The 26,365-nt window shown below is 39.8% G+C and carries 23 protein-coding genes and 1 riboswitch; of the genes, 18 read left to right on the top strand and 5 right to left on the bottom strand.

Going from position 1 to position 26,365, the window contains the following annotated elements; genetic code table 11:
* Positions 1-42 precede the first annotated feature (42 nt).
* Positions 43-1,152 (bottom strand): cysteine desulfurase family protein, encoded by a 1,110-nt coding sequence (locus BM390_RS05540; protein WP_062321926.1) that lies wholly within the window; start codon positions 1,150-1,152, stop codon positions 43-45.
* Positions 1,153-1,239: 87 nt separating this feature from the next.
* Between BM390_RS05540 and nadB the strand changes: the two genes are divergently transcribed.
* The 10 genes from nadB (at position 1,240) to BM390_RS05495 (ending at position 12,333) form a co-directional block, all read left to right on the top strand.
* The gene (gene nadB, locus BM390_RS05535) at positions 1,240-2,724 is read left to right on the top strand and encodes an L-aspartate oxidase (RefSeq protein WP_089853266.1); all 1,485 of its coding nucleotides are present in this window, start codon (positions 1,240-1,242) and stop codon (positions 2,722-2,724) included.
* A complete protein-coding gene (nadC, locus tag BM390_RS05530; RefSeq protein ID WP_062321928.1) occupies positions 2,721-3,557 on the top strand; it encodes a carboxylating nicotinate-nucleotide diphosphorylase in 837 nt (278 codons plus the stop codon). The genes nadB and nadC overlap by 4 nt, the downstream gene beginning before the upstream one ends.
* The gene (gene nadA / locus BM390_RS05525) at positions 3,558-4,646 is read left to right on the top strand and encodes a quinolinate synthase NadA (RefSeq protein WP_062321930.1); all 1,089 of its coding nucleotides are present in this window, start codon (positions 3,558-3,560) and stop codon (positions 4,644-4,646) included.
* A gap of 137 nt (positions 4,647-4,783) precedes the next feature.
* Complete coding sequence (locus tag BM390_RS05520) at positions 4,784-6,172, top strand: bifunctional metallophosphatase/5'-nucleotidase (RefSeq protein WP_089853262.1); 1,389 nt, start codon at positions 4,784-4,786, stop codon at positions 6,170-6,172.
* Between the two features lie 98 nt (positions 6,173-6,270).
* Positions 6,271-7,353, top strand: coding sequence for an HD-GYP domain-containing protein (locus tag BM390_RS05515; RefSeq protein WP_062321935.1), 1,083 nt, complete (start codon positions 6,271-6,273; stop codon positions 7,351-7,353).
* A gap of 44 nt (positions 7,354-7,397) precedes the next feature.
* On the top strand, positions 7,398-8,132 hold the full coding sequence (gene yunB, locus BM390_RS05510) for a sporulation protein YunB (RefSeq protein WP_062321937.1): 735 nt from the start codon (positions 7,398-7,400) through the stop codon (positions 8,130-8,132).
* A gap of 74 nt (positions 8,133-8,206) precedes the next feature.
* A riboswitch (Lysine riboswitch) is annotated at positions 8,207-8,380 on the top strand.
* A gap of 122 nt (positions 8,381-8,502) precedes the next feature.
* On the top strand, positions 8,503-10,053 hold the full coding sequence (locus tag BM390_RS05505) for a Na+/H+ antiporter NhaC family protein (RefSeq protein ID WP_089853258.1): 1,551 nt from the start codon (positions 8,503-8,505) through the stop codon (positions 10,051-10,053).
* Between the two features lie 274 nt (positions 10,054-10,327).
* Positions 10,328-11,803 (top strand): sodium-dependent transporter, encoded by a 1,476-nt coding sequence (locus tag BM390_RS05500; protein ID WP_089853255.1) that lies wholly within the window; start codon positions 10,328-10,330, stop codon positions 11,801-11,803.
* A 1-nt stretch (position 11,804) separates the two neighbouring features.
* Complete coding sequence (locus BM390_RS15230; protein WP_143103140.1) at positions 11,805-11,912, top strand: methionine/alanine import family NSS transporter small subunit; 108 nt, start codon at positions 11,805-11,807, stop codon at positions 11,910-11,912.
* Positions 11,913-12,057: 145 nt separating this feature from the next.
* Entirely contained in the window at positions 12,058-12,333 is a 276-nt protein-coding gene (locus BM390_RS05495) for a YutD family protein (protein WP_062321939.1), read from the top strand.
* Between the two features lie 84 nt (positions 12,334-12,417).
* Here BM390_RS05495 and BM390_RS05490 read toward each other — a convergent pair whose 3' ends face one another.
* Positions 12,418-12,924 carry a phosphatidylglycerophosphatase A family protein gene (locus BM390_RS05490; protein WP_089853252.1) on the bottom strand — a complete coding sequence of 169 codons (507 nt, stop codon included), beginning with the start codon at positions 12,922-12,924 and terminating at the stop codon, positions 12,418-12,420.
* 250 nt (positions 12,925-13,174) lie between these two features.
* Between BM390_RS05490 and BM390_RS05485 the strand changes: the two genes are divergently transcribed.
* Genes BM390_RS05485 through thrB form a run of 3 tightly spaced genes read left to right on the top strand, consistent with a single transcriptional unit; the run spans position 13,175 to position 16,419 of the window.
* Positions 13,175-14,467: a homoserine dehydrogenase gene (locus BM390_RS05485; RefSeq protein WP_089853248.1), complete on the top strand. Its 1,293-nt coding sequence runs from the start codon at positions 13,175-13,177 to the stop codon at positions 14,465-14,467.
* Between the two features lie 3 nt (positions 14,468-14,470).
* Positions 14,471-15,532, top strand: a complete 1,062-nt coding sequence (gene thrC, locus BM390_RS05480) for a threonine synthase (RefSeq protein ID WP_062321941.1) — start codon at positions 14,471-14,473, stop codon at positions 15,530-15,532.
* Positions 15,529-16,419, top strand: coding sequence for a homoserine kinase (gene thrB, locus BM390_RS05475; RefSeq protein ID WP_089853245.1), 891 nt, complete (start codon positions 15,529-15,531; stop codon positions 16,417-16,419). The genes thrC and thrB overlap by 4 nt, the downstream gene beginning before the upstream one ends.
* Positions 16,420-16,537: 118 nt before the next feature.
* On the opposite strand, the gene BM390_RS05470 is transcribed toward thrB, so the two are convergent.
* Both BM390_RS05470 and BM390_RS15390 read right to left on the bottom strand, forming a co-directional pair.
* Positions 16,538-16,762 (bottom strand): NifU family protein, encoded by a 225-nt coding sequence (locus tag BM390_RS05470; RefSeq protein ID WP_062321943.1) that lies wholly within the window; start codon positions 16,760-16,762, stop codon positions 16,538-16,540.
* Positions 16,763-16,943: 181 nt separating this feature from the next.
* On the bottom strand, positions 16,944-18,650 hold the full coding sequence (locus BM390_RS15390) for an IS200/IS605 family accessory protein TnpB-related protein (protein WP_177220636.1): 1,707 nt from the start codon (positions 18,648-18,650) through the stop codon (positions 16,944-16,946).
* A 288-nt stretch (positions 18,651-18,938) separates the two neighbouring features.
* On the opposite strand from BM390_RS15390, the gene dapF reads away from it, so the two are divergent.
* From dapF to BM390_RS05445, 4 genes are all read left to right on the top strand, one after another.
* Entirely contained in the window at positions 18,939-19,811 is an 873-nt protein-coding gene (gene dapF, locus BM390_RS05460) for a diaminopimelate epimerase (protein WP_089853242.1), read from the top strand.
* A 118-nt stretch (positions 19,812-19,929) separates the two neighbouring features.
* The gene (locus BM390_RS05455) at positions 19,930-20,262 is read left to right on the top strand and encodes a HesB/IscA family protein (protein ID WP_062323163.1); all 333 of its coding nucleotides are present in this window, start codon (positions 19,930-19,932) and stop codon (positions 20,260-20,262) included.
* A gap of 544 nt (positions 20,263-20,806) precedes the next feature.
* Positions 20,807-21,856, top strand: coding sequence for a glutathione synthase (gene gshB, locus BM390_RS05450; protein WP_062323165.1), 1,050 nt, complete (start codon positions 20,807-20,809; stop codon positions 21,854-21,856).
* Positions 21,849-23,864, top strand: a complete 2,016-nt coding sequence (locus tag BM390_RS05445) for a flavohemoglobin expression-modulating QEGLA motif protein (protein WP_177220635.1) — start codon at positions 21,849-21,851, stop codon at positions 23,862-23,864. The genes gshB and BM390_RS05445 overlap by 8 nt, the downstream gene beginning before the upstream one ends.
* A gap of 122 nt (positions 23,865-23,986) precedes the next feature.
* Here BM390_RS05445 and BM390_RS05440 read toward each other — a convergent pair whose 3' ends face one another.
* Positions 23,987-24,976, bottom strand: a complete 990-nt coding sequence (locus tag BM390_RS05440; RefSeq protein ID WP_062323169.1) for an NAD(P)/FAD-dependent oxidoreductase — start codon at positions 24,974-24,976, stop codon at positions 23,987-23,989.
* Positions 24,977-25,148: 172 nt separating this feature from the next.
* Here BM390_RS05440 and BM390_RS05435 point away from each other — a divergent pair, with 172 nt between their 5' ends.
* The gene (locus BM390_RS05435) at positions 25,149-26,360 is read left to right on the top strand and encodes an NAD(P)/FAD-dependent oxidoreductase (RefSeq protein WP_062323172.1); all 1,212 of its coding nucleotides are present in this window, start codon (positions 25,149-25,151) and stop codon (positions 26,358-26,360) included.
* Positions 26,361-26,365: the final 5 nt, after the last annotated feature.

Below are 26,365 nucleotides of genomic sequence, written 5' to 3'. Positions count from 1 at the left end.
ATAACGAATAATTAACAATACCTATATTATAACGTTCGTGTTTTAAGTGGTTTTTAGTGCGGAAATGGTGGCATCTATTTCTGATTTACTTGTAAAGTAGCCGATACTGATTCTGAAATAATGCTGATGTTGTTCAGTAGGATAGAGCGGTGTTAAGGACCGGATCTCTCCCGTTGTTTTTGAATGACAAGCACTTCTTGTTGAGACATAGATCTGTTTGCGATTTAAAGCTTGTTGAATATAATCACCATGGCTTGATGTTGACAAGCAACCAATGATAGGAGAAGTGACATGGGCTTCACCGATCACGCTGATGGGTAATTGTTCGTGTTTTAATTGGTTGACTACATACTGTCTTAATTCCATCAATCGGTTTAATCTTTTGCTTTCATGTGTGATGTAGTCATTTACGCAGGCGGCAAAGCTCGCAATTAATCCGGCATCAATCGTCCCTTGTCTAAATCCGCCTTGTGTTTTTGATTGAAAAGGTGCGCGCCACTCTTTAGGCTGTTTAAGTAGTAAAGCGCCGATGCCTTTTAGACCGTGAATTTTATGGGCGGAAAGCGATAAGGCATCGACGTAGTTAAAGGTGGTTGAAAGTTTTTGTTTCCCGAAAGCCTGGACAGCATCCGTGTGAAATAATAGCTGATGGTCTTTACAAAATTCACTTATCATCTCATTATCTTGACTGATGCCTGTTTCGCTATTAATGAGTTGAATGGTGACGAGTTTGGTGTCTGGTCGCACCGCGTCTATCAATTGTTGTTTTGTGATCTGGCCGTTTTTAGCTGGGGTAATATAGGTAACGGACAGACGCCCTTGTTGTTCTAATAACTGACACGTGTCATATAGGGAGGCATGTTCGACAGTGCTTGTTATTATATGAATCGGTTCACCATTGAACTGGTGGAGGACGAGGTCAAGAATCAGATGGTTACTTTCTGTGCCCCCAGAAGTGAAAATGATGCCATCTGGTGGTATATGAAAGTAGTCTGTAAAGATTGTCTTCGCTTGGCTGATTAAGTCATCTGCCACTTCGCCTACATGATGGGGACTTGCAGGATTAGCGAAATATTGTTTTGCGACGTCTTGATAGGTTTTTAGGGCGATTGGTAACGGTTTAGTCGTTGCGGCATGATCTAGATAAATCAATTGTTTCACTCTCTTCTTGAAAAAGGTTTGGGTTTCCTTTATTATATGTAAATATAGGTGTAAAGACAACTGTAAAGAAGGGTGACTATGAAACGTAAACAACTCATCATCATTGGGACGGGCCTAAGTGCCTGTCAACTCGCGTACAATTTATTAAATGACTATGATGTCATTATGCTGTCAAAAGGCGATAAACAAACAGGTAACACGGTCAAAGCACAAGGTGGGATTGCTTGTGTAATGGGTCAACACGATCATTTAGATAGCCATATACATGACACATTGATGGCTGGGAGTTTTTTAAATGATGTTGCACAAGTAGAAAAACTCATAAAAAATGCGCCGAATGTGATGCAGTCTTTAATCCAATCGGGATTTATATTTGATCAAGTCGTTGGCCAATTTATCTTAGGAAAAGAAGGGGCGCATCAACATCGACGCATTTTGCATGCGGGTGGTGACCAAACAGGTAAACGGCTTACTTGTCACTATCATCAATTATTACAAGATAAAGTGACAATCATTGAACAAACAACAGCGGTGGATCTATTAAAGCAAGAGGGGCGTTGTGTCGGGGTTAGAACAGTGAATCATTCCTTAGAACGGCAGGACTACTTTGCTGATGCGGTGGTCCTTGCGACCGGAGGGTATGCCGGGATTTTTCAACACCATTCGAATGATCCACTCATGACAGGTGACGGGATTGCGATTGGCTACCGAGCGGGTGCCGCCGTTAAAGATTTGGAGTTTATTCAGTTTCATCCGACCTTGGCGATTGGACACCAGCAACGATTTTTAATCTCAGAAGCGGTTCGCGGGGAAGGGGCGAGGTTAGTGAACGGCCGAGGTGAATACATCATGGCTGATCATCCGTTAAAAGATTTAGCGCCGCGTGATGTGGTAAGTCAAGTGCTATACACCCGAAACCAACAAGGCGAAGCAACGTATTTAGATATTCGGTCGGTTAAAGGCTTTCAGCGGCGCTTTCCGCAAATCACCGACTTACTGCATGAAAATAGCATCGATATAAAGCAAGGCTTGATTCCAGTTCAACCAGGAGCCCATTTTACGATGGGAGGACTGGCGGTTAATGAACAACATGAAACAACTGTTCCTCATTTATACGCGATTGGTGAAGTTGCCGCCACTGGTGTACACGGGGCCAATCGTTTGGCAAGTAATTCACTACTAGAAGCGCTTGTCTTTGGGAAGGACTTAGCGGATGTATTAAGAAATAAACCACCGATGTCACCAGGTACATATGTGCCTGAGGACCTACCAATGAAGGTTCAACCGCTAGATATGTCAATCGAGGCACTAAAACAAGCGAACGAAACCTATTTAGGTGTCGTAAGAAGCCAAACAGCTTTAAAGCAGTTTGAAAAAGAACTTCGTGCGTTACCGATAACCACACGTGGCGCAATCGATCACCCAACTAAAACATTGGAGCGTTACACATCAGAAAATATGTTGCTCGTCAGTCAACTTGTCTTACAGGCAGCGTTAAATCGTAAAGAATCCATCGGTGCTCATAAACTTACAAACAAAGAGAAACAGGCGGTGAGACAGTGAATCCTTTATTACTAGAAGATCAGTTAAAACAGTTTTTTAATGAAGATATCGGTCATGATGATGTTTCAAGTCGCATGATTCCCGAAGATAAGCGAGGTTACGCGACGTTCTTCGTCAAAGCTTCAGGTATCTTTTGCGGGCTTGAAGTGATAGAAACAAGTTATCAATTATTTCATGAGCCTGTTCAAATCACTTGGTACAAAAAAGATGGTGATCGATGTCAAACGGGAGAGGTGATTTGTAGCGTCGTTGCTTCTTATCGGCTCTTGTTAAAAACAGAACGAGTGATTTTAAATTTGATTCAACATCTGAGTGGGATTGCCACGATGACAGCGAAGGCCGTATCAAAATTAGGTGATGCGCCTGTCAAGCTTGTCGATACGCGAAAAACAACGCCAGGGTTAAGAATGTTAGAAAAGTATGCGGTCACGTGTGGTGGTGGCTATAATCACCGTTATGCCCTGTATGATGCGGTCATGTTGAAAGAGAATCATTTAGCTTGTTTTGATTCAATCACAGAAGCGGTTAAACGTAGTCGTCAGGTGATCTCCCACTTAACTAAAATTGAAGTCGAAATTGAAACACGGGAACAGTTACGAGAAGCGATTGAGGTAGGTGTTGATGTAATAATGTTTGATAATCTCTCGCCAGACGTCATTTCAACTTGGATTAAGGATGTCCCATCGACGATTGTGACAGAAGCGTCGGGTAATATTACATTAGATAATATCGCTACATACCGAGACTGTGGGGTTGATTTTATTTCAATGGGGGCGTTAACCCACTCCACTGAGGCATTAGATATCAGTTTACTCATCAAGGGGGAAAGCTAAGTGTTAAATTTATTTAAACAAACAACGATACCTGAACGGTTTTTACAGGCAACAGAAGCGGAACTTAAACGACAGATTATCGAAATAAAAAAAGAGCTAGGTGAAGACTTATTTATCCCCGGTCACCATTATCAACGTGATGAGGTGATTCAGTTCGCTGATGCGACCGGTGATTCCTTACAATTGGCGCTTTATTCAAAAGAAAAAACCGCCAAATATATTGTCTTTTGTGGTGTGCACTTTATGGCAGAGACAGCTGATTTATTGGCTCGTCCCCATCAACGCGTTATCTTACCGGATATGCGCGCTGGATGTTCAATGGCTGATATGGCGACAGAACGTCAAACAGAAATGTGTTGGGACATTTTAACCGAGCGGTTTGGCGAGGAACTGTTGCCGGTCACCTATGTGAATTCCTCAGCGGCGATCAAGGCCTTTGTCGGTAAGCACGGCGGGGCAACGGTCACATCTTCAAATGCAAAAAAAGTAATGACATGGGCACTAGGACAAGGCAAAAGAATCTTATTTTTACCTGATCAGCATTTAGGCAGAAATACGGCCGTTGACTTAGGTATGGCGTTAGACCAGATGGCGGTGTGGGATCCGATTAAAGAAACGTTAAATCAAACGAGTGCAGACGAACAGATTCAATTAATTTTATGGCAAGGTCACTGTTCTGTGCACCAACACTTTACTGTTGAACAAATGAATACTTTACGAAAAGATGAGCCAGACGTTCAGGTCATTGTTCATCCGGAATGTCATTACGACGTTGTTCAAGCCTCTGATTATGCTGGTTCAACAAAATACATCATCGAGACGATTGAACAGAGCCCGTCAGGTAGTAAGTTTGCGGTTGGTACCGAGATGAATTTAGTCAATCGTTTAAAGGCGCATCATCCAGATAAAGATATTCGTTCACTAAATCCGCACATGTGTGCTTGTGTGACGATGAATCGGATTGATTTACCACATTTAGCGTGGGCACTCGAACAACTGATAAAAAATGATCCAATAAATGTGATCAAAGTAGACGATGCCAAAAGACAAGATGCCAAAGCAGCGATTACTCGGATGTTTAATATTTAACTAGAGAAACCCTATCTCAACTATTGGACGAGATAGGTTTTTTTGTATACTATGAATAGAGATGCATAAAAATATAAATGACGTGAGTAACGACTCGACAAAAGATAGAAGTACCGAATGTGAGGGATGGTTTAAACATGAAGGAAACATTACATATATATTATACGAGTGACTTACATAGTCATTTTGAAAACTGGCCTAAAATTGTCCACTTCTTAAAAGAGAAAATACACCAACATAAAAGAAAACAAGAACCCTACTTAATTCTCGATAATGGCGACCATTTAGACCGGGTGCAGCCAATTTCAGAAGCATCTAAAGGACTGAGTAATGTCACATTATTAAATGAAGCCAAATATGATGTCGTGACCTTTGGTAACAATGAAGGCATTACCCTTGATCGTGATGAGTTTTATCATCTGTATGACGACGCTAACTTTTCCGTTGTGTGTGCGAACGTTGTGAGCCAAGATGGCGATAATCCTGCTTGGTTAAAGCGCTACGTGATTAAAGACGTTACACCAAATTTTAAAGTAGGCATCGTCGGTTTAACAGCCCCATTTAATCATTTTTATCACCCAATGGGTTGGGATGCGCTAGATCCTTTAAAACAGTTAAAACTTACACTGACAGAACTAACACCCCAGGTTGACAGCATTATCGTCTTGTCTCATTTATGCGTGGACCAAGATGAATTGATCGCAAAATACTTTGATGAAGTCGATCTCATTATTGGCGGCCATACCCATCATTTATTTAAAGAGGGTAAACACATCAATAACAGTATCTTAAGTGCTGTCGGTAAATTTGGTCATTATGTCGGACAAGCCAGCCTCACGTATGACACTGACAAGCGAGCTGTCATAGAAAAGACGGCATATGCACTATCTATCGACACATTAAAGGCAGATCCAGCGACAGAAACGCTACTTGATACATTAGGGGAGCAAGCGAGTCGTACTATGAGTGATGTCGTGTGTACATTACCAGCACCGTTAGAAGTGGATTGGTTTAAAGAAACGCCAATCATTCAATCACTGACAGAGACTTTAAAATCATGGACCGGGGCAGATATTGCGATGTTAAATGCGGGAATTATTCTCGAGTCGTTACCGAAAGGGGACGTTACGCTACACGATCTCCACCGTATTTGTCCACATCCGATTAATCCAGCGGTTGTTGAAATGACTGGTCGTGAACTTCAAGAAGTCATTCGGGAAGGGTTAACGGATCGTTATATTCATTATCCTGTTGTCGGTTATGGTTTTAGGGGGAAAGTGATGGGAGTGTTAGTTTATGATGGTTTAGAAATTGAATTAAAAGAAGTAGATTGTCATGAACCACTCATTAGAAGTATTAGCATCAATCAAAAGCTTCTTGACCCTAATGAAACCTACACGTTAGCAACCGCAGATATGTTTACTTTCGGTCATTTGGCACCAAATATCGCGCATGCCAGCAAAAAAACGTATTTTATGCCCGAATTCATGCGCGATTTGTTAAAAATATCACTCGAAACCGCGTAAAGTTGTCTATAATGTCTGTGAAATGGGTAGAAAAAAGTCGCGTTTTCTGTTAGGATTTTCTTAGAGAAAGACTATAGACGAAAAAGTTGGGAAAAGACATGAGATTAATTGCAGCAAAGAGCTTAGAGGAAGGCAGTGAATTAGCGAAACCGATTTACAATGATCGGGGACAAGTCCTCATTCAAAAAGATATTAAATTAACGAAAGCGATGATTAACCGCTTGTTACACTTAGGTGTCACCTTTGTCTATGTGAAAGATGCTATCTCAGATGATATTATTATCCACTCACCTGTATCAGAAGAAGTGAAAATTGAATCGATGCAAACGGTGAAATCGGTCTTTAATTCATTTAAGAATAATGGCTTTAAAGATAAAGGGTTTTTATTTAGTAAAGTCAATGAAAATATGACCGAATTAGTCGATACAATCATTACGCAAATTCAACGTGACCAAGAAGTGTTATCGATTATGTCAGATATCTTTATTAGTGATGATTATTTATTTTCACACTCGGTCAACGTGACGATGTATGCTGTGGCGCTGGCGAGTGAGATGAAGATGACGCAAAAACAAATACGTCAGCTCGGTCTTGGCGCCATGCTTCACGACGTAGGGAAAGTGTTTTTACCAGAAGAAATCTTGAAAAAAGCCGGTAAATTAAATGATTTTGAGTTCGATTTAATTAAAACACACCCCGAGCTAGGATTTGAATTTTTACGTTCATCATCAGATTTACCGTTACTTGTGGCACATTGTGCTTATCAGCACCATGAACGAATGGACGGCTCAGGTTACCCGCGTGGTCTTGTTGGTGATGAGATTCATTTGTTTGGTAAAGTTCTTGGTGTTGCGGATGTATTTGATGCCGTGACGAGTCACCGTGTTTATCGTGATGCGATGTTACCACAAGAAGGACTCGATATCTTGTTTGCAGGAAGCGGGACGCTATTTGAACCGGAAATGGTGCGCTTATTTAGAGACACGATTGCCGTTTATCCAAACGGTGTAACGATTGAGTTAAGTGACAATCGCCGCGCCATTGTTGTCAGACAAAATCATAAATTATACAACCGCCCTGTTGTCCGCGTCTTTAGTGAAAACAATCAAGTCGTGACGCCTTATGACTTAGATTTAGCGACAGAAAATAATGTGACCGTTACAGGCTATAAAATGTCATGATCCCCCCTTTTCTTAACATAGACTCATGTTAGGAGGGGGTTTTTATGTATTTTAAATATAAAAGATGGTACCGGTCTTTTTTATTTACGTGTATATTATTCATCATTGTCACGCTTATCTCCTTAATTTATATTAACTACAAATTACGCCCACTAATATTAGATATTGCCGAAACGAAAATTACGCAATATGTAAATGAAGCGATGAGTTTAGCTGTTCACCATACGATTTACGAAGATTTATCCTCAGATGACTTACTTGAATTTCAATACGATCAAACAGGCCGCGTTGTTAGTTACAACATTAATCTTCAATTAGAAAACCAATTAAAAAGCCATATGTATGAACGGGTTGATCTGTACTTGAAATATTTAGAACAAGGCATTATTCTAAATCAATCAGACATTTTAATGACAGATCAACGACGTGAACAAACATTTAGTGATTTGGACCAAAGAAAAGATGAAACAGTGTTTACGATTCCTCTAGGTCAGGCGTTAGATTTGCCGTTATTTCAAAATCTCGGACCAAAAATCCCGATAGAACTTGAAGTGACAGGTTTTGTGAATGCGGAACTTGAAACGAAATTAACCCCCTTACAGATCAACAGTATGCATATTGAACCGGTTGTGCATTTAACCGTTGAGATTCGTACCTTGGTGCCATTTGCTTCTAGGAAAGCAACGTTAAAACAAGTCATACCGCTTGGGAGTGGTGGATTTATTGGTGATGTACCCGATATGTATTATTATCCTGGTATGTTGGATGGGGCGGAGTAAAGTAAATGAATACTTGCATTGGTGCGTATTTCTTGTTAAGATATGAAAGGAAAAAATAATATACCTTATCAGATCGATGAGATAGAGGCGCAATTTAAAATCAGTATATTTCCTGAGCTGTCAGCTTTGAAGGGAGTAGAAAGGGTTAAGTTGCCGAAGTGAGTAATGGCTGACAACTGTTACTTGCTGGTATAAGACTGAAAAAGTGTTATACTGTCATGTCTTTTGCGTGATGGGCTGTTGATCGACCGGATGATAACATAAGCGCTAACTTTAATGTCAGCAGCAGAAATAGGTTATGATCTATTTTCTGCTGCTTTTTTGGTTTTTTATAACAGTAGATAAGTGTATAAAATCTTAGGAGGAAGTTATGGAAGGAACAATTTATTCGTTAATACCAGCGGTATTAATGCTTGTGCTTGTGATGAGTACGAGGAAGATTTATTTATCATTAGGAACAGGTATTATTGTTGGAGCTTTTATGCTTCAAGACTTTAATATTGTCGACACTGTTGTAGAAGTTTGGACGGTCTTTTTAAATATCTTTTATACAAATGAAGATGGCTTAGACTTAGGAAGTATTTATTTATTGGCCTTCTTATTTTTACTTGGTATTTTAACGGCCATTTTAACAGCCACTGGCGGTAGTCGTGCGTTTGGTCGTTATGCGACAAAACATGTGAAAACACGTCGAGGGTCTCAATTAATGGCCGCCTTTTTAGGGGTGATTATCTTTATTGATGATTATTTCAATGCGTTAGCTGTTGGTCAAGTCGCAAGACCTGTGACGGACCGTTATCACGTCTCGCGCGCTAAGCTTGCTTATATCATTGACTCAACGTCAGCACCGATTACAGTCATCTCACCGATTTCAAGTTGGGGGGCCTATATCATTGGTACAATGGGAGGGATCTTCGCGAGTACATCCTTCACTGATTACGGCGCTTTTGAAGGATTCATCCGAATGATTCCACTCAACATGTACGCGTTTAGTTCGCTTCTTTTAGTGTTTATGGTAGCGGCTTTTAACTTAAACGTCGGGGCGATGCGTGTGCATGAAAAACGCGCCATGAAAGACCAACAATTATTTGACCCAGAACGCGGAGATATTGCGGGTGAGTTAACCGAAGATGTTGAACCGCATGACGAAGGAAGAATGTATCACTTAATTATTCCGATCGTGACCCTTGTTTTAACAACAGTGGGTTTAATGGTGTACACTGGCTGGAGAGAAGTGGGAGCAGGGGCGTCATTATTAGATATCTTTGCCTCAACAAACGTTAACTTATCGCTCTTTTTAGGCGGACTCATGAGTGTGATTGTTGGCTTTCTATTATTCGCAGCGCAATCCCATCCAAAAGCAAATGGTCTAGAAGTATTAAAACAAGGGATTCAATCGATGTTACCGGCGATATATATTCTTGTCCTTGCTTGGATGATTGGTGATATTATCGGTACCCTTGAAACAGGGAAGTATTTAGCTGATGTAGTAGAAGCGATGTCATTTGATATTCATTATCTACCACTCATCATTTTTGTGTTTGCTGGCTTTATGGCCCTCTCAACTGGGACGAGTTGGGGAACTTTTGGTATTATGTTGCCGATCGCGGCACAGATTGCGATGACAGTAGATACAAATCTTGTATTACCAGCCATGTCGGCGGTACTTGCGGGCTCTGTATTTGGTGATCACTGTTCACCGATTTCAGACACGACCATTCTATCATCAACAGGTGCTGGTGCTAATCATATCGATCACGTATTAACGCAATTGCCGTATGCCTTTATTGGTGGGTTTAGTTCAATCGTTGGTTACACGGTTTTTGCGATGACGCAAATGATTTGGTTATCACTCGTGGTGAGTTTAATTGTGGTGAGTCTTGTTGTTGTCATTATGTATTGGATGAAACATAACAAATAACTATCTATAAAATAACCAGCCAGCTATTTGGAAAAGTCTGATAGCTGACTGGTTATTATTTTAGTCTTTTTTAAATGTAAACGACAACATTGGACAATTGTCGAAAAAACCTTTGACATGTAGCGTTGGAATCGCTATAATTTTAAAATGTCAGAAAAAAATAAATATTACAAGAATAAAATCGAATCGTTTTCTTAGGTTGTACTATATTTTCATTTAGCTTATAATAATCAGAAAATTCATTTTATTCATAAAGAGAAGGGAAGTAATTAAAATGGAAAAACGTTCACAATGGGGAACGCGCTTAGGTTTTCTCCTGGCGGCGATGGGGTCGGCAATTGGTCTCGGGAATATTTGGCGCTTTCCCGCAACAGCTTACTCAAACGGGGGTGGGGCATTCTTCATCCCGTACTTATTCGCCTTACTAACAGCCGGTATTCCGCTGCTCATTATGGAATACACAATTGGACATAAATATCGTAGTTCGGCACCACGTGCCTTTAAAAAGTTTAATAAGAAGGCAGAATGGATTGGTTGGTGGCAAGTCGGTATTTCTTTTGTTATTAATACGTACTATCCGATTATTGTCGCTTGGGCTCTTATGTTTACTTACTTTTCATTTACAGAAGCATGGGGGGCAGACCCTCAAAGTTTCTTCTTAAATGACTTCTTATCCATTTCAGAACCGGGAGAGTTCGGTTCATTTGTACCGAATGTTGTGATTCCGCTATTACTTATTTGGACCGTTGTTTTTGCGATACTTTATCGCGGGGTTAAAAAAGGGATTGAAGTCGCGAATAAAATCTTTATTCCCTTATTAATGGTGAGTTTCTTCTTAATTGTTATTCGTGCGGTGACCTTACCTGGTGCGGCCGAAGGACTAAACACGTTCTTTGAACCGAACTGGGATACGATCTTTGATGGATCGGTATGGATTGCGGCTTATGGTCAAATTTTCTATAGTTTGTCGATTGCTTTTGCGATTATGATTACATTTTCATCTTATCTACCAAAAGACTCGGATATTACGAATAATGCCTTTATTACAGGGTTTGCCAATTCAAGTTTTGAGCTTTTAGCAGGAATCGGTGTTTTCTCAGCGCTTGGTTTTATGGCAGCACAACAAGGTCAGCCCGTATCAGAAGTTGTTGAGGGCGGCATTGGACTTGCTTTCATGGTTTTCCCAAGAATTATTAGTCAAATGCCAGCTTCTTCATTCTTTGGTGTGTTATTCTTTGGTTCACTAGTGTTAGCGGGTCTGTCATCGATGGTCTCTATTTCTGAGACATATATCGCCGCGCTGCAAGAGAAATTTAGTATCAAACGTCATACAGCTGTTTCTGTCGGTGTTGGCCTCTCAGCCCTTGTATCATTTGCCTATGCTAATCAAGGTGGTTTATTCCTACTGGATACTGTGGATTACTTTATTAACAACTACGGTGTCGCGCTTGTTGGTCTCGTAGAAGTCGTCGTTGTCGTTTGGTTCTTACGTCAGCTTAAACCATTAAAAGATCATGCTAATAACGTCTCTGATATTAAAATTGGCGCTTGGTGGTCTTTCTCACTATCGGTCATTACACCGGTTGTTTTAGGGTTTATGATGATTCAAAACTTTAGAACAGACTTTGCCGAGAACTATGAAGGCTATCCAACAATGTTCCTGATCACATATGGTTGGGCAATTGCTTTAGCCGTAATAATTATCGGTATTCTATTTACGTTAAAAAAATGGCCAAAGGAGGATGTCTAATATGAGCTTGTCAGCAATTATTATGATGACGTTAGGTATGGTTATTATATGGGGCGGCTTCCTTGTCAGTGTTGGTTACGCAGTAAAAGTAGCCCGTCAAAATCGATAACTCAATCACAAACAGCAGGGATCTCTCATGATCCCTGCTGTTTTTTCTAACATTCATTTGAGGGATTCTAGAAAACAGGATGACTCACTCAATAAGTTTATGATAGAATGAGAAAAAGTGGAGTGACATAAAGTGAGGGTTTAGTATGTTTCAAGTAGATGGGAAAAATTACGATGTCGTTGAAGATTACCGTGATGGCTTTAACGAAGAAGCTTTTAAAGCGAGATACAGTGATATTTTAGGGAAATATGATTTCATCGTTGGCGATTGGGGATATGATCAACTACGTTTAAAAGGCTTTTATGATGATCAAAACAATAAATCAACGTTCGATACAAGAGCAAGTACCATTAATGATTATTTGTTGGAGTATTGTAATTTTGGTTGTGCCTATTTTATTGTACAAAAGATTGATAATTAATGGACAAGTTTTGAGTAAAAGAAGCAATAAAGACTGATGAAGCATATGAAAAAAGCGCTCCTTAATTAGGAACGCTTTTTTGTATTAGTCAAGTTCTTTCTCGTTTTTACCGTGAGCAAGACGACTTGATGCCGCGGCCGCAATCGCACCGACAATATCATCTAAGAACGTGTGACATTTATCACCGGATTTATCGTTTAACTCTTTTAAAATGCCGGGTTTTTGTTTGTCGATATAACCGAAGTTAGTTAAGCCAATTGACCCATAAACGTTTACGATTGAGAGCGCGATGATTTCATCAACACCGTAAAGTCCTTCATCGGTAATGATGGTTTCTTGTAATGGCTCAGTAAGCTTTTTTTCTTCTGCGAGAATATCAAGTTGAATACCGGTAATAATCGCGTTTTGGACTTCGCGTTTACCTAAGACGGCATCGACGTTTTCTAAACATTTATCCATTGTCAACTCATCGTGGTAAGGCGATTGCAAGTAATAAACAAGTTCAGCGATATCGTTAAGTTCGACCCCGCGCTCAATCAGCCACTCACGTGCTTTTGTTTCTAAAGCTGTTTGTAAGTTATTTTTATCCATAATATCCCATCCAATCTTTTTAAAGTACTTAATAAGTATACCCTAAATAAATTAGAATTAAACGGCAAAAAGTCAGAAAAATATGATACACTATCACTAGTTCGTATTTTTTAAATTTTTCGTTAGTTTTTATTTTCTGAAATTTATGTGAATTTAACACTTGAAGTTCAGTGGCTCACACGGTATAATGTCCACTATAAATAAACAAATGTACACTTAGAGAATACAATAAATCAAAGGGGGCAATTAAATGGATAAGATAAAAGTAGGCTTATGCGGACTGGGTACTGTAGGTACGGGTGTCGTCCGTGTTTTGGCTGATCATAAGGAACGCATCATACATAAGTTAGGGTGCGAAGTAGAGATTAGTAAAATTTTGGTGAATGATGTAAATAAAGAGCGAGATGTAATCATTGACCGTAAGTGGTTGACAGATCAACCTGATGAACTTGTACAAGACGATGATATCGATGTTATTGTTGAAGTCATGGGTGGTGTGAATGGTACGAAAGAATTATTAGAAGAGGCACTAAAGAATAAAAAACATATCGTCACCGCCAATAAAGACTTAATGGCCTTACACGGGCGGGAATTATTACAACTGGCACGTGAGAATCACTGTGATATTTTATTTGATGCCAGTATTGCTGGAGGGATTCCAATCGTAAGAACACTTGTGGACGGGTTAGCAAGTGATCACATTGAAAAAGTGATGGGCATTGTCAATGGTACGACGAACTTTATTATGACCAAGATGACAGATGAAGGACTACCTTTTGATGATGTGTTAAAAGAAGCGCAACGATTAGGTTTTGCGGAAGCTGACCCAACATCTGATGTCGAGGGTTTAGACGCTGCTCGTAAAATGACGTTACTCGCAAACTTAGCATTTAAGATGGAAGTGAATCTTGATGATGTAGAAGTAAAAGGTATTACGGCAGTTACTCAGGATGATATCAATTTTGCGCATAGCTTAGGCTATACGATTAAGTTGATTGGTATTGCGGCTATGCATGACCAAAAAGTAGAAGTGATGGTAGAACCAACGCTCTTGCCAAAAGACCACCCGCTAGCGAATGTCAAAAATGAATTTAATGCGGTTTATGTTTACGGTGATGCGGTAGGTGAGACGATGTTTTATGGTCCTGGTGCTGGTAGTTTGCCGACGGCTACAGCGGTTGTATCAGACTTAATGGAAATCATTCGTAATATTCGTCTAGGTATTAGTGGGAATGCTTATCAAGAGCCACAATTCAAACGACAAATTAAAGCGTCTGAAGAAAAATATTCGAAACATTTTATTCGCTTAGAAGTAGAAGACCAGGCGGGAGCTTTTCAAGAAATCACGAATATTTTCACGGATCATCATGTCAGCTTCCAAAAAATCTTACAATTACCAATCGAAACAGATCAAAAAGCAGAAATTGTCATGATTACACACAAAATTAATAAGGCACAACTTGAAAAAAGTTTACAAGCTCTAGAAAAAATAACTGTAGTCGACCGCATTATTAGTCATTATCGAGTCGATGGGGAGGAATAGAACATGGCGTGGCAAGGATTATTACAAGAATATAAGGATTTATTACCTGTCAATGATAAAACACCGATGTTAACTCTAAACGAAGGCAATACGCCATTAGTCAAATTAGACAACTTATCAAAAAAATATGGTGTTGAAGCCTATGCAAAGATTGAAGGAGCCAACCCAACAGGGTCATTTAAAGACCGTGGGATGGTGATGGCGATGGCTAAAGCGATTGAAGACGGCTCACATACAGTCATCTGTGCGTCAACAGGGAACACGTCAGCAGCAGCATCTGCTTATGCCGCCAAGGCTGGGTTGCGTTCAATTATCGTTATTCCTGAAGGAAAGATTGCTCAAGGTAAAATGGCACAAGCGGTTATGTATGGCGCTGAGATTTATTCGATTAAAGGTAACTTTGATGATGCGCTTAGAATCGTACGTAAATTAGGTGATCGTGATGATATTACCCTCGTGAACTCTGTTAATCCTTACCGAATTGAAGGGCAAAAGACCGCGGCCTTTGAAGTATGTGATGCACTTGGAAAAGCGCCAGACTATCTTTTCATTCCAGTAGGTAACGCAGGTAACATTACAGCGTACTGGAAAGGCTTCAAAGAATATAATGAGAAAAAACAAACCGGTCTACCAAAGATGATGGGCTATGAAGCAAGCGGAGCAGCCGCGATTGTCCACGACCGAGTATTTGAAAATCCTGAAACAATAGGAACAGCCATCCGAATTGGTAACCCTGCAAGCTGGAAGCAAGCAGTCAATGCGCGAGATGAGTCCAATGGGGTCATTGATGAGATCACGGACGAACAAATGATTGAAGCGTATCAGTGGATGGCGAAGAACGAAGGTATCTTTGCTGAACCTGCTTCTAACTCATCTGTCGCTGGTCTATTTAAAGCGTTGGAGAATAACCAAGTAGAACCAGGTAGTCAAGTTGTGTGTGTCTTAACGGGTAATGGACTAAAAGATCCAAACACAGCGATTGAATATAGTGATATTTCATCAATGGTACTTGAAAACGATGAAGCGGCTGTTGTGAAAGCTATTCTTGGTCGTGAACACGCATGAGTTGGCGAATCAAAGTACCGGCGACAACAGCTAATTTAGGCGCAGGATTTGATTCGATTGGCGTAGCATTAGATTTATATTTATTTATTAAAGTAAGTGCATCGGATGAGTGGGCATTTGTATCCCACTCCAAGCACTTACATGATATTCCGAAAGGGAAAGATAACTATATTTACAAAATAGCCAAACAAGTAGCTGACCGCTATGATAAAGGTGCCTTACCGGCATGTCATGTGGAACTGTTTAGTGATATTCCGCTTGCGCGTGGATTAGGTAGTAGTGCAACGGCGATTGCCTGTGGCATTGAACTGGCGAATTTATTGTTGGATTTACACTTGAGTGACCATGATAAGGTGCAAATTGCAACAGAAATTGAAGGGCACCCGGATAATGTTGCGCCAGCTATTCTTGGTGGGGCGGTCATCGGACATTATGAAGACATCGTTCAATATGTCAAAGTGGATGTGTCACATGTCAGCTTTGTTGCGGTCATACCAGACTTTGAATTAAAAACAAAGGATGCGAGGGCGGTTCTGCCAGACACGTTTAGTTATAGCGATGCCGTGCGTGCAAGTAGTGTGGCGAATGTCTCGACAGCTGCGCTTGTTAAAGAAGATTGGGCGCTCCTTGGACAAATGATGAACCAGGATCATTTCCATGAGCCGCACCGAAAGGCATTGATTCCTCATTATGAAGCTGTGAAAGCATTAGTCGGTCACCATGCCTATGGTGTGTACATTAGTGGGGCAGGACCTACATTAATGGTATTAGTTGATGAAGCCATGGCGAAAAAACAGCTTCAGGAGTGGCGTGAAGCTATGCCAGAACACGAATGGCTCATTTTACAACCAGTTAATCATGGGATTGACGTTGTTGATGGTTACTAACAGAAAACCTCTCATTTGTAGTCAATGGACTCCTTGAGAGGTTTTTTTATAGTCACTAATGTTTTATCGTTTGTGTCATCAATATAAAAGGCTACCCGGGAGGTAGCCTTATTGCTGATTATTCAAATACTTGTTCAATGCCTTTCACACCAGGTACTTGTGCGATTAAAGCTTGTTCAATGCCTGCTTTTAATGTCACTGTTGAACTCGGGCAGTTATAACAAGCACCCAATAATTTTAAACGGACGATACCGTCCTCAACACCAATCAGTTCAACGTCACCACCATCACGTAAAAGGAGAGGGCGTAATTTATTTAATACTGTTTGTACTTGTTGTTCCATCGTTCAACCATCCTTTCTGTTGCTTCGTTTAGTATAACATTATCCCATTAGAAAAAGAAGTATTTTCACTGTGAAAGGCAGTTGGTATGGTTCATTGAACTACCCCCACCTAACATTCTAACGAATGTTTGAGGAAGGGGATTCCATAAGGACACCACAAAGGTGACCCATGCTCGTTCAACTAAGCATGGTTTTTTCTACTCTCCAACCGCCGTAAACCTATTTTCTCAACATCTGTTAAAGCCTGTTGGGGAAATAGTGTGTCCAAGGAACACAACTTACTTTGGTCGAATCGTTCTGTCTGGTAGAACACGTGTGTTCTGACAAAAGACAGGGTACGCGTCAAATACGCCCATTGCGCCCAATGATGTAGACCTTGTTTCTGCTCTGGAACAAGTGAATACAACATCGGTGGGAGTATTTCTTTAAAGCCCATTGCCCGACGGGCAATGACATAAGTGGCTGCTACGTGAATAGATACACCGAGCCGTTTCATATATTTCATTTTTCCAATTTGACTTGTATAAGCGGGGTTAACAACGTAGACAGCGACCCCCATTTTTTCAGCTCTTGACTTAATCGCTAGGATCATCTTTTGATAAGCAAACTGACTCATTCGTCGATTAGCTTTTTTGTTTCCATAGGGGCGCGACACTTTGGACCGCGTCGTATCCAATCTTTCGATGGCGAGTGGTTTATGATGTTTAACGGCATAGTCAACGAGGGCAATAACCTCCGCTTCTATGATTTTCGTTACCTGCCCACTGGTTTTACCCTCTAAGTTAAACGGGAGGGTAAAGGCATCCACACATTGACCTATGGCGTTGATATTGGCGACTGCGATATGATTTACATTCAAATCAACACCAACCATACCCGTTGATGTTGAGGTATTTAGATAAGGTGTAGCCGGCACATCGATTAAGCATTTAACGATGTAGTAGTCACCATGGTCCTCAAGTGACCATCCAATAGGCTTTCCGTACTTTTTCTTATCTTTCAGGTTCATTTGTGTCTGAATGGCACAATTGACATGATCTTGGCCATAAGGAAAAGCAACGTCAGAGAGACTAATGACGCATTGGTCGATCGCTTTAAAGGTAAGGGTATGCGTCTCTGGGTGATAATGAAACACAAAGTTACCTGATTTAGCATCTTTCCGTCCCGAAATGGTCATCTTACCGTAACGCGCCGCTGCCCAATCTTTCTGCCAACGCTCAGGATGAGCGTTATACGTCTTTTGTGTTAACCGGCCGCGGGCGAGTTTTTTACTGCCAAAACACACACCAATCACTTTATTTGTCAGTTGTGTCTGCTGTTTTTCGTATCGATCTTTCTTAAAGTTCAACTGACCCAAGCGAGACTTTAGGTGTTTGATTTCAACATCAAGGTGTTGATGTTCAAAATCATAAGCACAGTAAAATAAGCGTGTGGAATGCTTATATGTCACAACAAAAAAGGCCCCTTTTTGTTGTTCACGTGACGTTTTATTAAACATCGGTGTTCCTTTGACAAAAGAGGCTTTTATCTTTTGAAGGGTCGTCAAGCGCGCCTTCGTCGCTTTTAATTTTCTTTTAACGGCGTTGATTTGTTCTTTTTTATTACGCATGTACATGTTCTTCAATTCTCTTTGCGCGGATAGAAGGGCCCGTCCTTCTTGAACAGCACTGTTCGCATAATAATCATTTAATCCGTAACGTTGCTTCAACTGTTGATGGATGGAGACGGAATTTTTCGCTTTCACGCCCCTAAGCTCCCGGACCTCCGCTTGATAGCGAAAATGTTTGGCTTGATTAAACACCCGAAGGGTGTGATCCATGGACATAACAAGGTTTGGGTCGATCTTATGCTTATATAAGCGATTTGAAAAAATAGCCTTCATGCCCATGAAACCCACCCTCTCTTTGTTTTGTGATGGTCATTGTTATTGCTTTAATTATACCAAACGGAATATAAGTTTGTCACTTCAAAAATATTCAAAACAAGCGATTCATCACCCACCTAGTGCTGACGCACTTGAGGAAGGTGTCTTCTCGCCTTAATGCGATAAATAAGAAATCAGATATTGAGAACAATAGCACAAAAGTTGTGCGTAATGATTTATATTAACCTTAATATCCGCTATACTAGAACATATTATTGTTTAATTTGAGCGTTACATAAGGGGGACTTAATAATGAAAGAAATTCATTATACAAAGATGCACGGTTTAGGAAATAGCTATATTTATATAAACACTTTTGAAGAGACACTTGCTGAAAGTGAGTTAATCTCTCTTGCGATAAAAGTCTCAAATAAAAATACAGGTATAGGATCAGATGGGTTAATTTTAATTACACCATCTGATCAAGCAGATGTTGGGATGCGTATGTTCAATAAAGATGGCTCAGAAGGAAAGACGTGTGGCAATGGGTTACGATGTGTGGCAAAATATGCATTTGAACACCAACTCGTCCAAAATGAGACGTTTGCAATTGAAACAAAAGCAGGGATGGTAGAAGCATATGTTCACCTTAATAAAGATCAAAAAGAGGTAAATGAGGTGACGATTGATATGGGGGCCCCTATTTTAGAAAGACAGCTGATCCCCATGCTCGGTGAGAAAGATAATCATGTGGTTAATGAACGTTTTGAGGTTGAGAATGAGACGCTTTTTGCAACAGCGGTATCGATGGGTAACCCGCACGTCATTTTCTTTGTGGATGATATTAATCAAGCGCCGCTTTATGAACTCGGACCGGTCATTACGAACGATAATCGTTTCCCAGAAGGGGTTAACGTTGAGTTTATTGAAGTCATTAGTGAGACAGAAATGCATTTTAGAGTATGGGAGCGAGGTTCTGGCGTGACAGAGGCGTGCGGAACGGGTGCGTGTGCGGCAACAGTCGCTAGTGTGCTAAATGGACAAAGCAAACGCAATGAACCAGTAACGGTTCATTTAGCCGGTGGTGATTTAACCATTACATGGGCTCATGACGGAAAAGTCTGGATGCGTGGTGCAGCTGAGACCATCACGACCGGTATTTATTTTGATCATAGTAAACATTAATTCTAAAGCTGGAGTATCAGTATGTATGGTTTAGAATGGTTCCTCAAACAGACTAATTGAACATTTTTAATCAGTTAAGTATACTAAGTAGTAGGATATAGAGAAAGGAACGGATGTCATGCTACTGATTACAGATCGAGCCAAACGACAATTTGAAGAAATGCTACAACGTGAGAGAGACAATCAGACACGTGTGCGTTTTGGAGTGAAAGATGGTCTATGCAACGGCTTATCATATACACTTGGATTTGATACACGTACGACGGATAACGATCATATAGAGACGATTAATTCTATTCCGTTTATTATTAAAAAATCAGATGTGGCTTTATTGCGTGGTGCGACGATTGATTTTGAACAAGACATGATGGGTGGAGGATTTAGTATATATAATCCCCAAGCTGAAAAGGAATGTTGTTGTTCATCAAAAGAAGAAGAGGAAGTTTATTAATAACATACTAAAAATGATGACAGTTGATGAGGTCATACCAAGTGCAATCATTTATAGCCGAAAATTAACTCATGATATAAATAGCAACGCATGATACTATCCGCTGTATCTGCGTTGTCTTTTTGTATGTAAATAAAGCAGACGCTTTTCAACCAACCGTTGATATAACAAGGTTTAAATTACCCCTGCATGATTATTATGTCAATTAAAAATTTAGCTATCTTTTCTAAAAATAAGGTGCTATAATTTCTTTGTTATCTCGGGTATAAACGGATTCTAAAGCCTATCACGCGCATTATGTATTCGTTATCATGCCATGAAATACTAGCAGAGATGAGAGGTAAATGAGTCAAAGATATCTCATAGACAACAACAGGCTTGGTCTATTAAAAGATAGGGTATAAGTATGATAAGTGCGGTTAAAACTGTAGGCAATCATTCAATGAGATGATTGCCTCATTAATTGGCGAACGTACGAATGCTGTTAAGTATGTGAATAGGTCATCTCTCACAAAAAACTATTATAATACGAGGAGAATGCATAATGAATATTTGTTTTATTATTAATCACTGGGACAAAATGGTGCCAGAAACTGAATCAACGCTACGAATTATCCACGAGGCTTGTAAAAGAAACCATAATGTAGGGATCCTTTATACGACAAATTTGACAATAAGAAATAATGAGACTTATGGGTTTATTAAAATGATCAACAAAATGGATAATATTTCAGATAATATGGTCACGTTTTATAAGAAAGTACAGTTTAAAGAACAAATGTTACCACTTACGGGGTTCGATGTCGTCTTTTTAAGAAAAAATCCTCCGGTAGACAACTTACTATTAAACTTCCTAGATTCTATCAATGATGATGTGTTTATCGTCAATAATATTCACGGTATCAGAAAAGCCAATAATAAATTGTATACGACCACTTTCCATGATCCAGATAACGAATATATTCCGAAAACGTATGTATCTAAGAATATTGACTATTTAAAACGAATTGTGGCTGAAAGTGAACATGAGAAAATGATTTTAAAACCCGTAGATGGTTACGGAGGTAGTGGTGTCATTATTATTGAAAAAACGGCAACACAAAACCTTAACTCGCTTTTAGATTTTTATATTAATACGGATAAAGGGAAAAAGTATGTCATGCTGCAAGAGTATATTGAAGGGGCAGAGAACGGCGATGTTCGTGTCATGATTTTAAATGGTAAAGTGATCGGGGCTTATCGCCGCGTGCCAAACAAAGGGGATATTCGCTCGAATATCCATGCGGGTGGTTCAGCAGAGAAATATACGTTAACAGCGGATGAAATGGCTGTTTGTAAAACAATCGCAAAAAAATTAAAAGATGATGGGATCTATTTTGCTGGTATTGATTTAATCAATAAAAAATTACTTGAAGTGAACGTACAAAGTCCTGGTGGAATTGTGAATATTAATAAATTCAATAAGGTTAAACTCCAGCGTGATGTGATTGACTTTGTTGAAGATGTTGTGAGAGACAAAGAAAACCAACTAAAAGAGAAGAGTCATAAGATTCGAAACCGAGAGTCTTATAAAAATGAGGTTAACAATGTATAAGTTATCGGTTGAGGAAATCATTGAGAAAATTAATCGTGAGGAAGTTTTTTCTGCTACGAACACAGCGGGTGGTTTTACGTTGCATATTGAGAAATATGTGCCGTTTATTTGTGCTGCTGTTCATGACGGTAGCTCGATGAGTGATTTCTTGACAGGTCAATGTGCGCTTGATGAACGCTCGCGGTGGAATGAAGAAGATCCATTTACCGGTAAATTTATCGAATCATTACCGATTAGAATCATTGGTAATGATTCACGGTATTACTACGATCTCAATCGATCAGAAGAGGAAGCGATTTATGATGTTGCTTGGGGTAAAGTTGTGTGGCGTGAACCACTTACCCCTGATGTCAAGCTGTTAAGTTTAAGTCGACACCGGGAGTTTTATGCTGTCTTAAACGCCTTAATCAAGAAGATTGAAACGAAGTTTGGTGCAGCCATCTTGTATGATATTCATTCGTATAACTATCAACGGGAAGTGATTGAGCACGCCCATCCTGTCTTTAACTTAGGTACAGAGAATGTGAATAAACATCGTTACGGAAAATATGTGACGCGATTATTAAAAGAATTAAAGAAAATCAGTTTTGATAATATTGAAAATACGGTCGCAGAAAATGATGTGTTTTTTGGACGAGGCTATGTATCGAAGTTTGTAACAAAAAACTTTGAAAATACAGTCGTTATGCCAATTGAAGTCAAGAAGATTTATTGTGATGAAAACACAGGGGATATTTATCCTGAGGTAATTGACCGCATTACGGAGGGTATGAAGAAGGCAATTATGGCAACATCGTTATACTTTAATAATCGTGAATGTGATCAGAAAATCAGCAATAAAACAAAACTGTTATCAAACGTAGATGACCCCGTGTTATTGTCGATTGATAAAAAATTGTACAAGATGTTAAGGAGTTTTGAGACATTATTGTACGTGAACCCAAAAAATTTAGAACAAAGCAGAAAACAATTTTTCGATTCAAATTACCGAAAAGAGCCTGAGTTTACTTATCGACCACTCAATATCGATCCTTACGAATTAAAGAAGCGGCTATATGAATTACCGGTAGCTGATATTTATGATATCTCGATCCAGCGCCTGTATAAAGATATCATTCAGGAGTATGCCATTACGATTGATATGTTAGCAGCACGTGGAACGGATGACTTTTTATACAATTCACTTAGACTATACGGAAAACCGGATAAGGTGGACGTGATGAATGCCAATTATATCATTCAGTCGTATGGTTTAGATAATGAAGCACCGAAAACACTCACAAAAGAAGAAGTACGGCAACGATTTGCCTTTGCGCTTAAAGAGTGGAACATGGGGGGCAAATTAACTTTTGGTAAGAATATGGCGGCTAGAATGATGGTCAACTCGGCTAAAAAAACATTGGTGATTAATGAAAAAGCTAAGTTTAATGAAAATGACATAAAGTTATTATCCCAACATGAAATTGGTGTGCATATGCTAACAACGATGAATGCCAATAAACAACCACTTAAATTCTTGTTGCTTGGCACACCTAACAATGTGGAAACGCAAGAAGGTTTAGCGGTCTTATCAGAATTTTTAACGGGTACGATGCATATTAATCGCTTGAAAGATTTGGCTTACCGCGTTATTGCCGTCAACATGATGGTAAAAGGTAAAGGGTTTAGAGAAATCTTTGAATACTTTGTCGATGAATATCACTTCACTCGTGACAAAGCATTTGATTTAACCGCAAGAGTCATGCGTGGTGGTGGCTTTACGAAGGACTACTTGTATCTTAGAGGTTTTATTAAAATCTATAATCAACATAAGCGAGGGGACTCATTCGAGCATTTACTCATCGGCAAAACGTCGGTTGAATATAGTGATTTACTAAAAGAATTAATTGGCCGTGGGTATGTTAAGCGTCCCCAACACACCAATGACATCTTTAAAACGGGTGAAGTTGATGATGAAATCATGACGTATATTCTTCAGAGTACAAGAAGTATAGAGTCCTCACATTGAGTTTTAAAAGGCATTTAAATGACGATGAAAACATCTGTTCATTTATCATCTACTAGACAAAGAACTAAAAGACCTGATGTCACGCGATATGGCGTAACGTCAGGTCTATTCGAGTTCATCGGCTATTCAAACATACTCGTTGAGTGTTTGGGTTGCAACCGCTCTTTTGGTTCCATATGATTGATCGCGTTATTAATCGCTGTTGGCCCCTCGCCAAAACCAGTAGCAATTAATTTAACTTTACCAGGATACGTACAAATATCACCCGCTGCGTAAATACCTTCTACCGCTGTCTCCATGCGTGAGTTAACAACGATGCTGTTCTTCTCAATCTCTAGTCCCCAATTTTTAATGGGACCGAGTGATGAGATAAAACCATAGTTAACAATCACGTCATCGACGTTAATTGTTAACGTCTTGTCCCCTTTGACCTCTTTAAGTACGACTGATTCGATTTGGTCTTTACCGTGTAGGGCTTCAGGGACGTAAGGAGTGACAACATTGACCGATGATTGTTGAAGTTTCTCAACACTATGCTCATGTGCTCTAAATTGATCACGTCGGTGCACAAGGGTCACTTCTTTGGCGATTGGTTCTAACATGAGTGCCCAGTCTAATGCCGAATCACCCCCACCAAATAATACAACCCGTTTATCTTTGAATTTCATCATTTGATCGACGTAATAATGTAGATTACGCCCTTCATATGCTTCTGATTCTTTTAACGCGAGTTTACGCGGTTGAAAGGCACCATTCCCTGCGGTAATAATGATCGTCTTGCTGAAATGTGTCTCTTTGTTTGTTTCAATCATAAACGACCCGTCGTCTTGTTTGGTTACGTTTTGTACGTTTTCTTCAAGACAATAGGTTGGGTTGAACATCCTGACTTGTTCTTCTAAGTTACTGACTAAGTCTTGTGCGCGTACTTTAGGGAAACCGGCAATATCATAAATATATTTCTCCGGGTAAAGCGCGCTTAATTGTCCGCCGGTATGTGGTAAGCTTTCAATAATCTTAACTTTCTTTTGGCGAAGACCGCCATAAAAGGCAGTGAAAAGTCCAACAGGACCTGCACCGATAATTGTTATATCGTATAGTTGATTTTCTTCCATTTGTTTATCCCCCATTTGATCGTTAAATACATTCAATATTCTAACATACTTTAGTAAGAGATGAATCGATAATGCTTTTAAGGATTTTTCATTGTAAAAATGAATGAAACAAGATAAGATTAAATTATGACGAATTTGTGACGGAATGATAGGATAGAGAGGACGAACGTTTATGACCCATATTGTCGTATTAGGGGCCGGGTATGCTGGCCTGACCACGGTACTCAGGCTGCAGAAAAAATTAAAACATCAAGATGTTTTCATAACACTGATTAATAAACATCGTTATCACTACCAAACGACGTGGTTGCATCGCTGTGCGGTTGGTCTCTATTCAGAAGACTTAGCACGGATTGACTTAGCTACCGTTCTTGACGAAAAACGAGTGACACTGAAAAAAGAAACCGTTAAAAAAATAAGACCGGATATGAAACAAGTAACAACAGATCAGGCAACTTACACATACGATTATCTCGTTGTTGCCTTAGGCGCTGAAATTAATACGAGTGAAGTGCCTGGACTTGAGTCGCATGCCCATAGCATTGTCACGCTTGCCCGGGCTAATCGTTTATATAACCGCTTATTAACTGTCATTGCAGACTATCAAAAGTCAAATCGTAGTGATTCATTAAAGATCGTTGTTGGGGGTGGTGGCTTTACTGGCATTGAGTTAGTAGGGGAACTTAAAGAACAATTACCAAAATTACTTGAACAATACCAAGTCTCTCCGACAAAAGCTCAAATTACACTAATTGAAAAGGCCTCAACGGTGTTACCGGAATTTAATTTAGAACTCGGGGAATATGCGTTAAGTCAACTTGAGGCAGAATATATTGATATTAAATTACAAACAGCAATTAAAGCCATCGCGCGTCACACAGTTAAGGTTGAACGTGGTGGTATTATTGAGGAATTGCCCCACGATTTATTTATCTGGACCGCAGGGGTGTCAACGCATGCCATTCTTCAAACAGCGCTATTTCAACATCAGGCGGGTCCTGTTAGATTAACAGATGATTTAACCGTTGAAGGCTACCCGGATGTATACATCATCGGCGATGCCGCCGAGACAACAGGACAATCAAATGAAAAAGTGCTCCCTAATGCTGATTTAGCGATTCAAAAGGGCAAATATTGTGCTAATCACTTACTGGCGAAGATAGATGATAAACAGAGACCGAGTCACTTTAGTTTTAAAGCTTATGGTAGTCGGATTGCTTCTATAGGTCAGCGTGATGCGATTGGTTTGTTGTGGAACAAAAAGAAGGTAGTAGGTTATACTGCTGCGATGATTAAACGGGTAACGGATCACATTGTCGTATTACAAATGGGGGGACTTGTTTTTTGGTCGCACGTCTTTAAAAGGTCGCGACGGGAAAGATAGATTAG

It is taken from the genome of Halolactibacillus miurensis (genome assembly GCF_900116255.1).
GTDB classification, from domain to species: Bacteria; Bacillota; Bacilli; order Bacillales; family Amphibacillaceae; genus Halolactibacillus; species Halolactibacillus miurensis.
The sequence above is the reverse complement of the archived record's forward strand: the minus strand, read 5'-3'. Positions and strand labels throughout refer to the sequence as shown.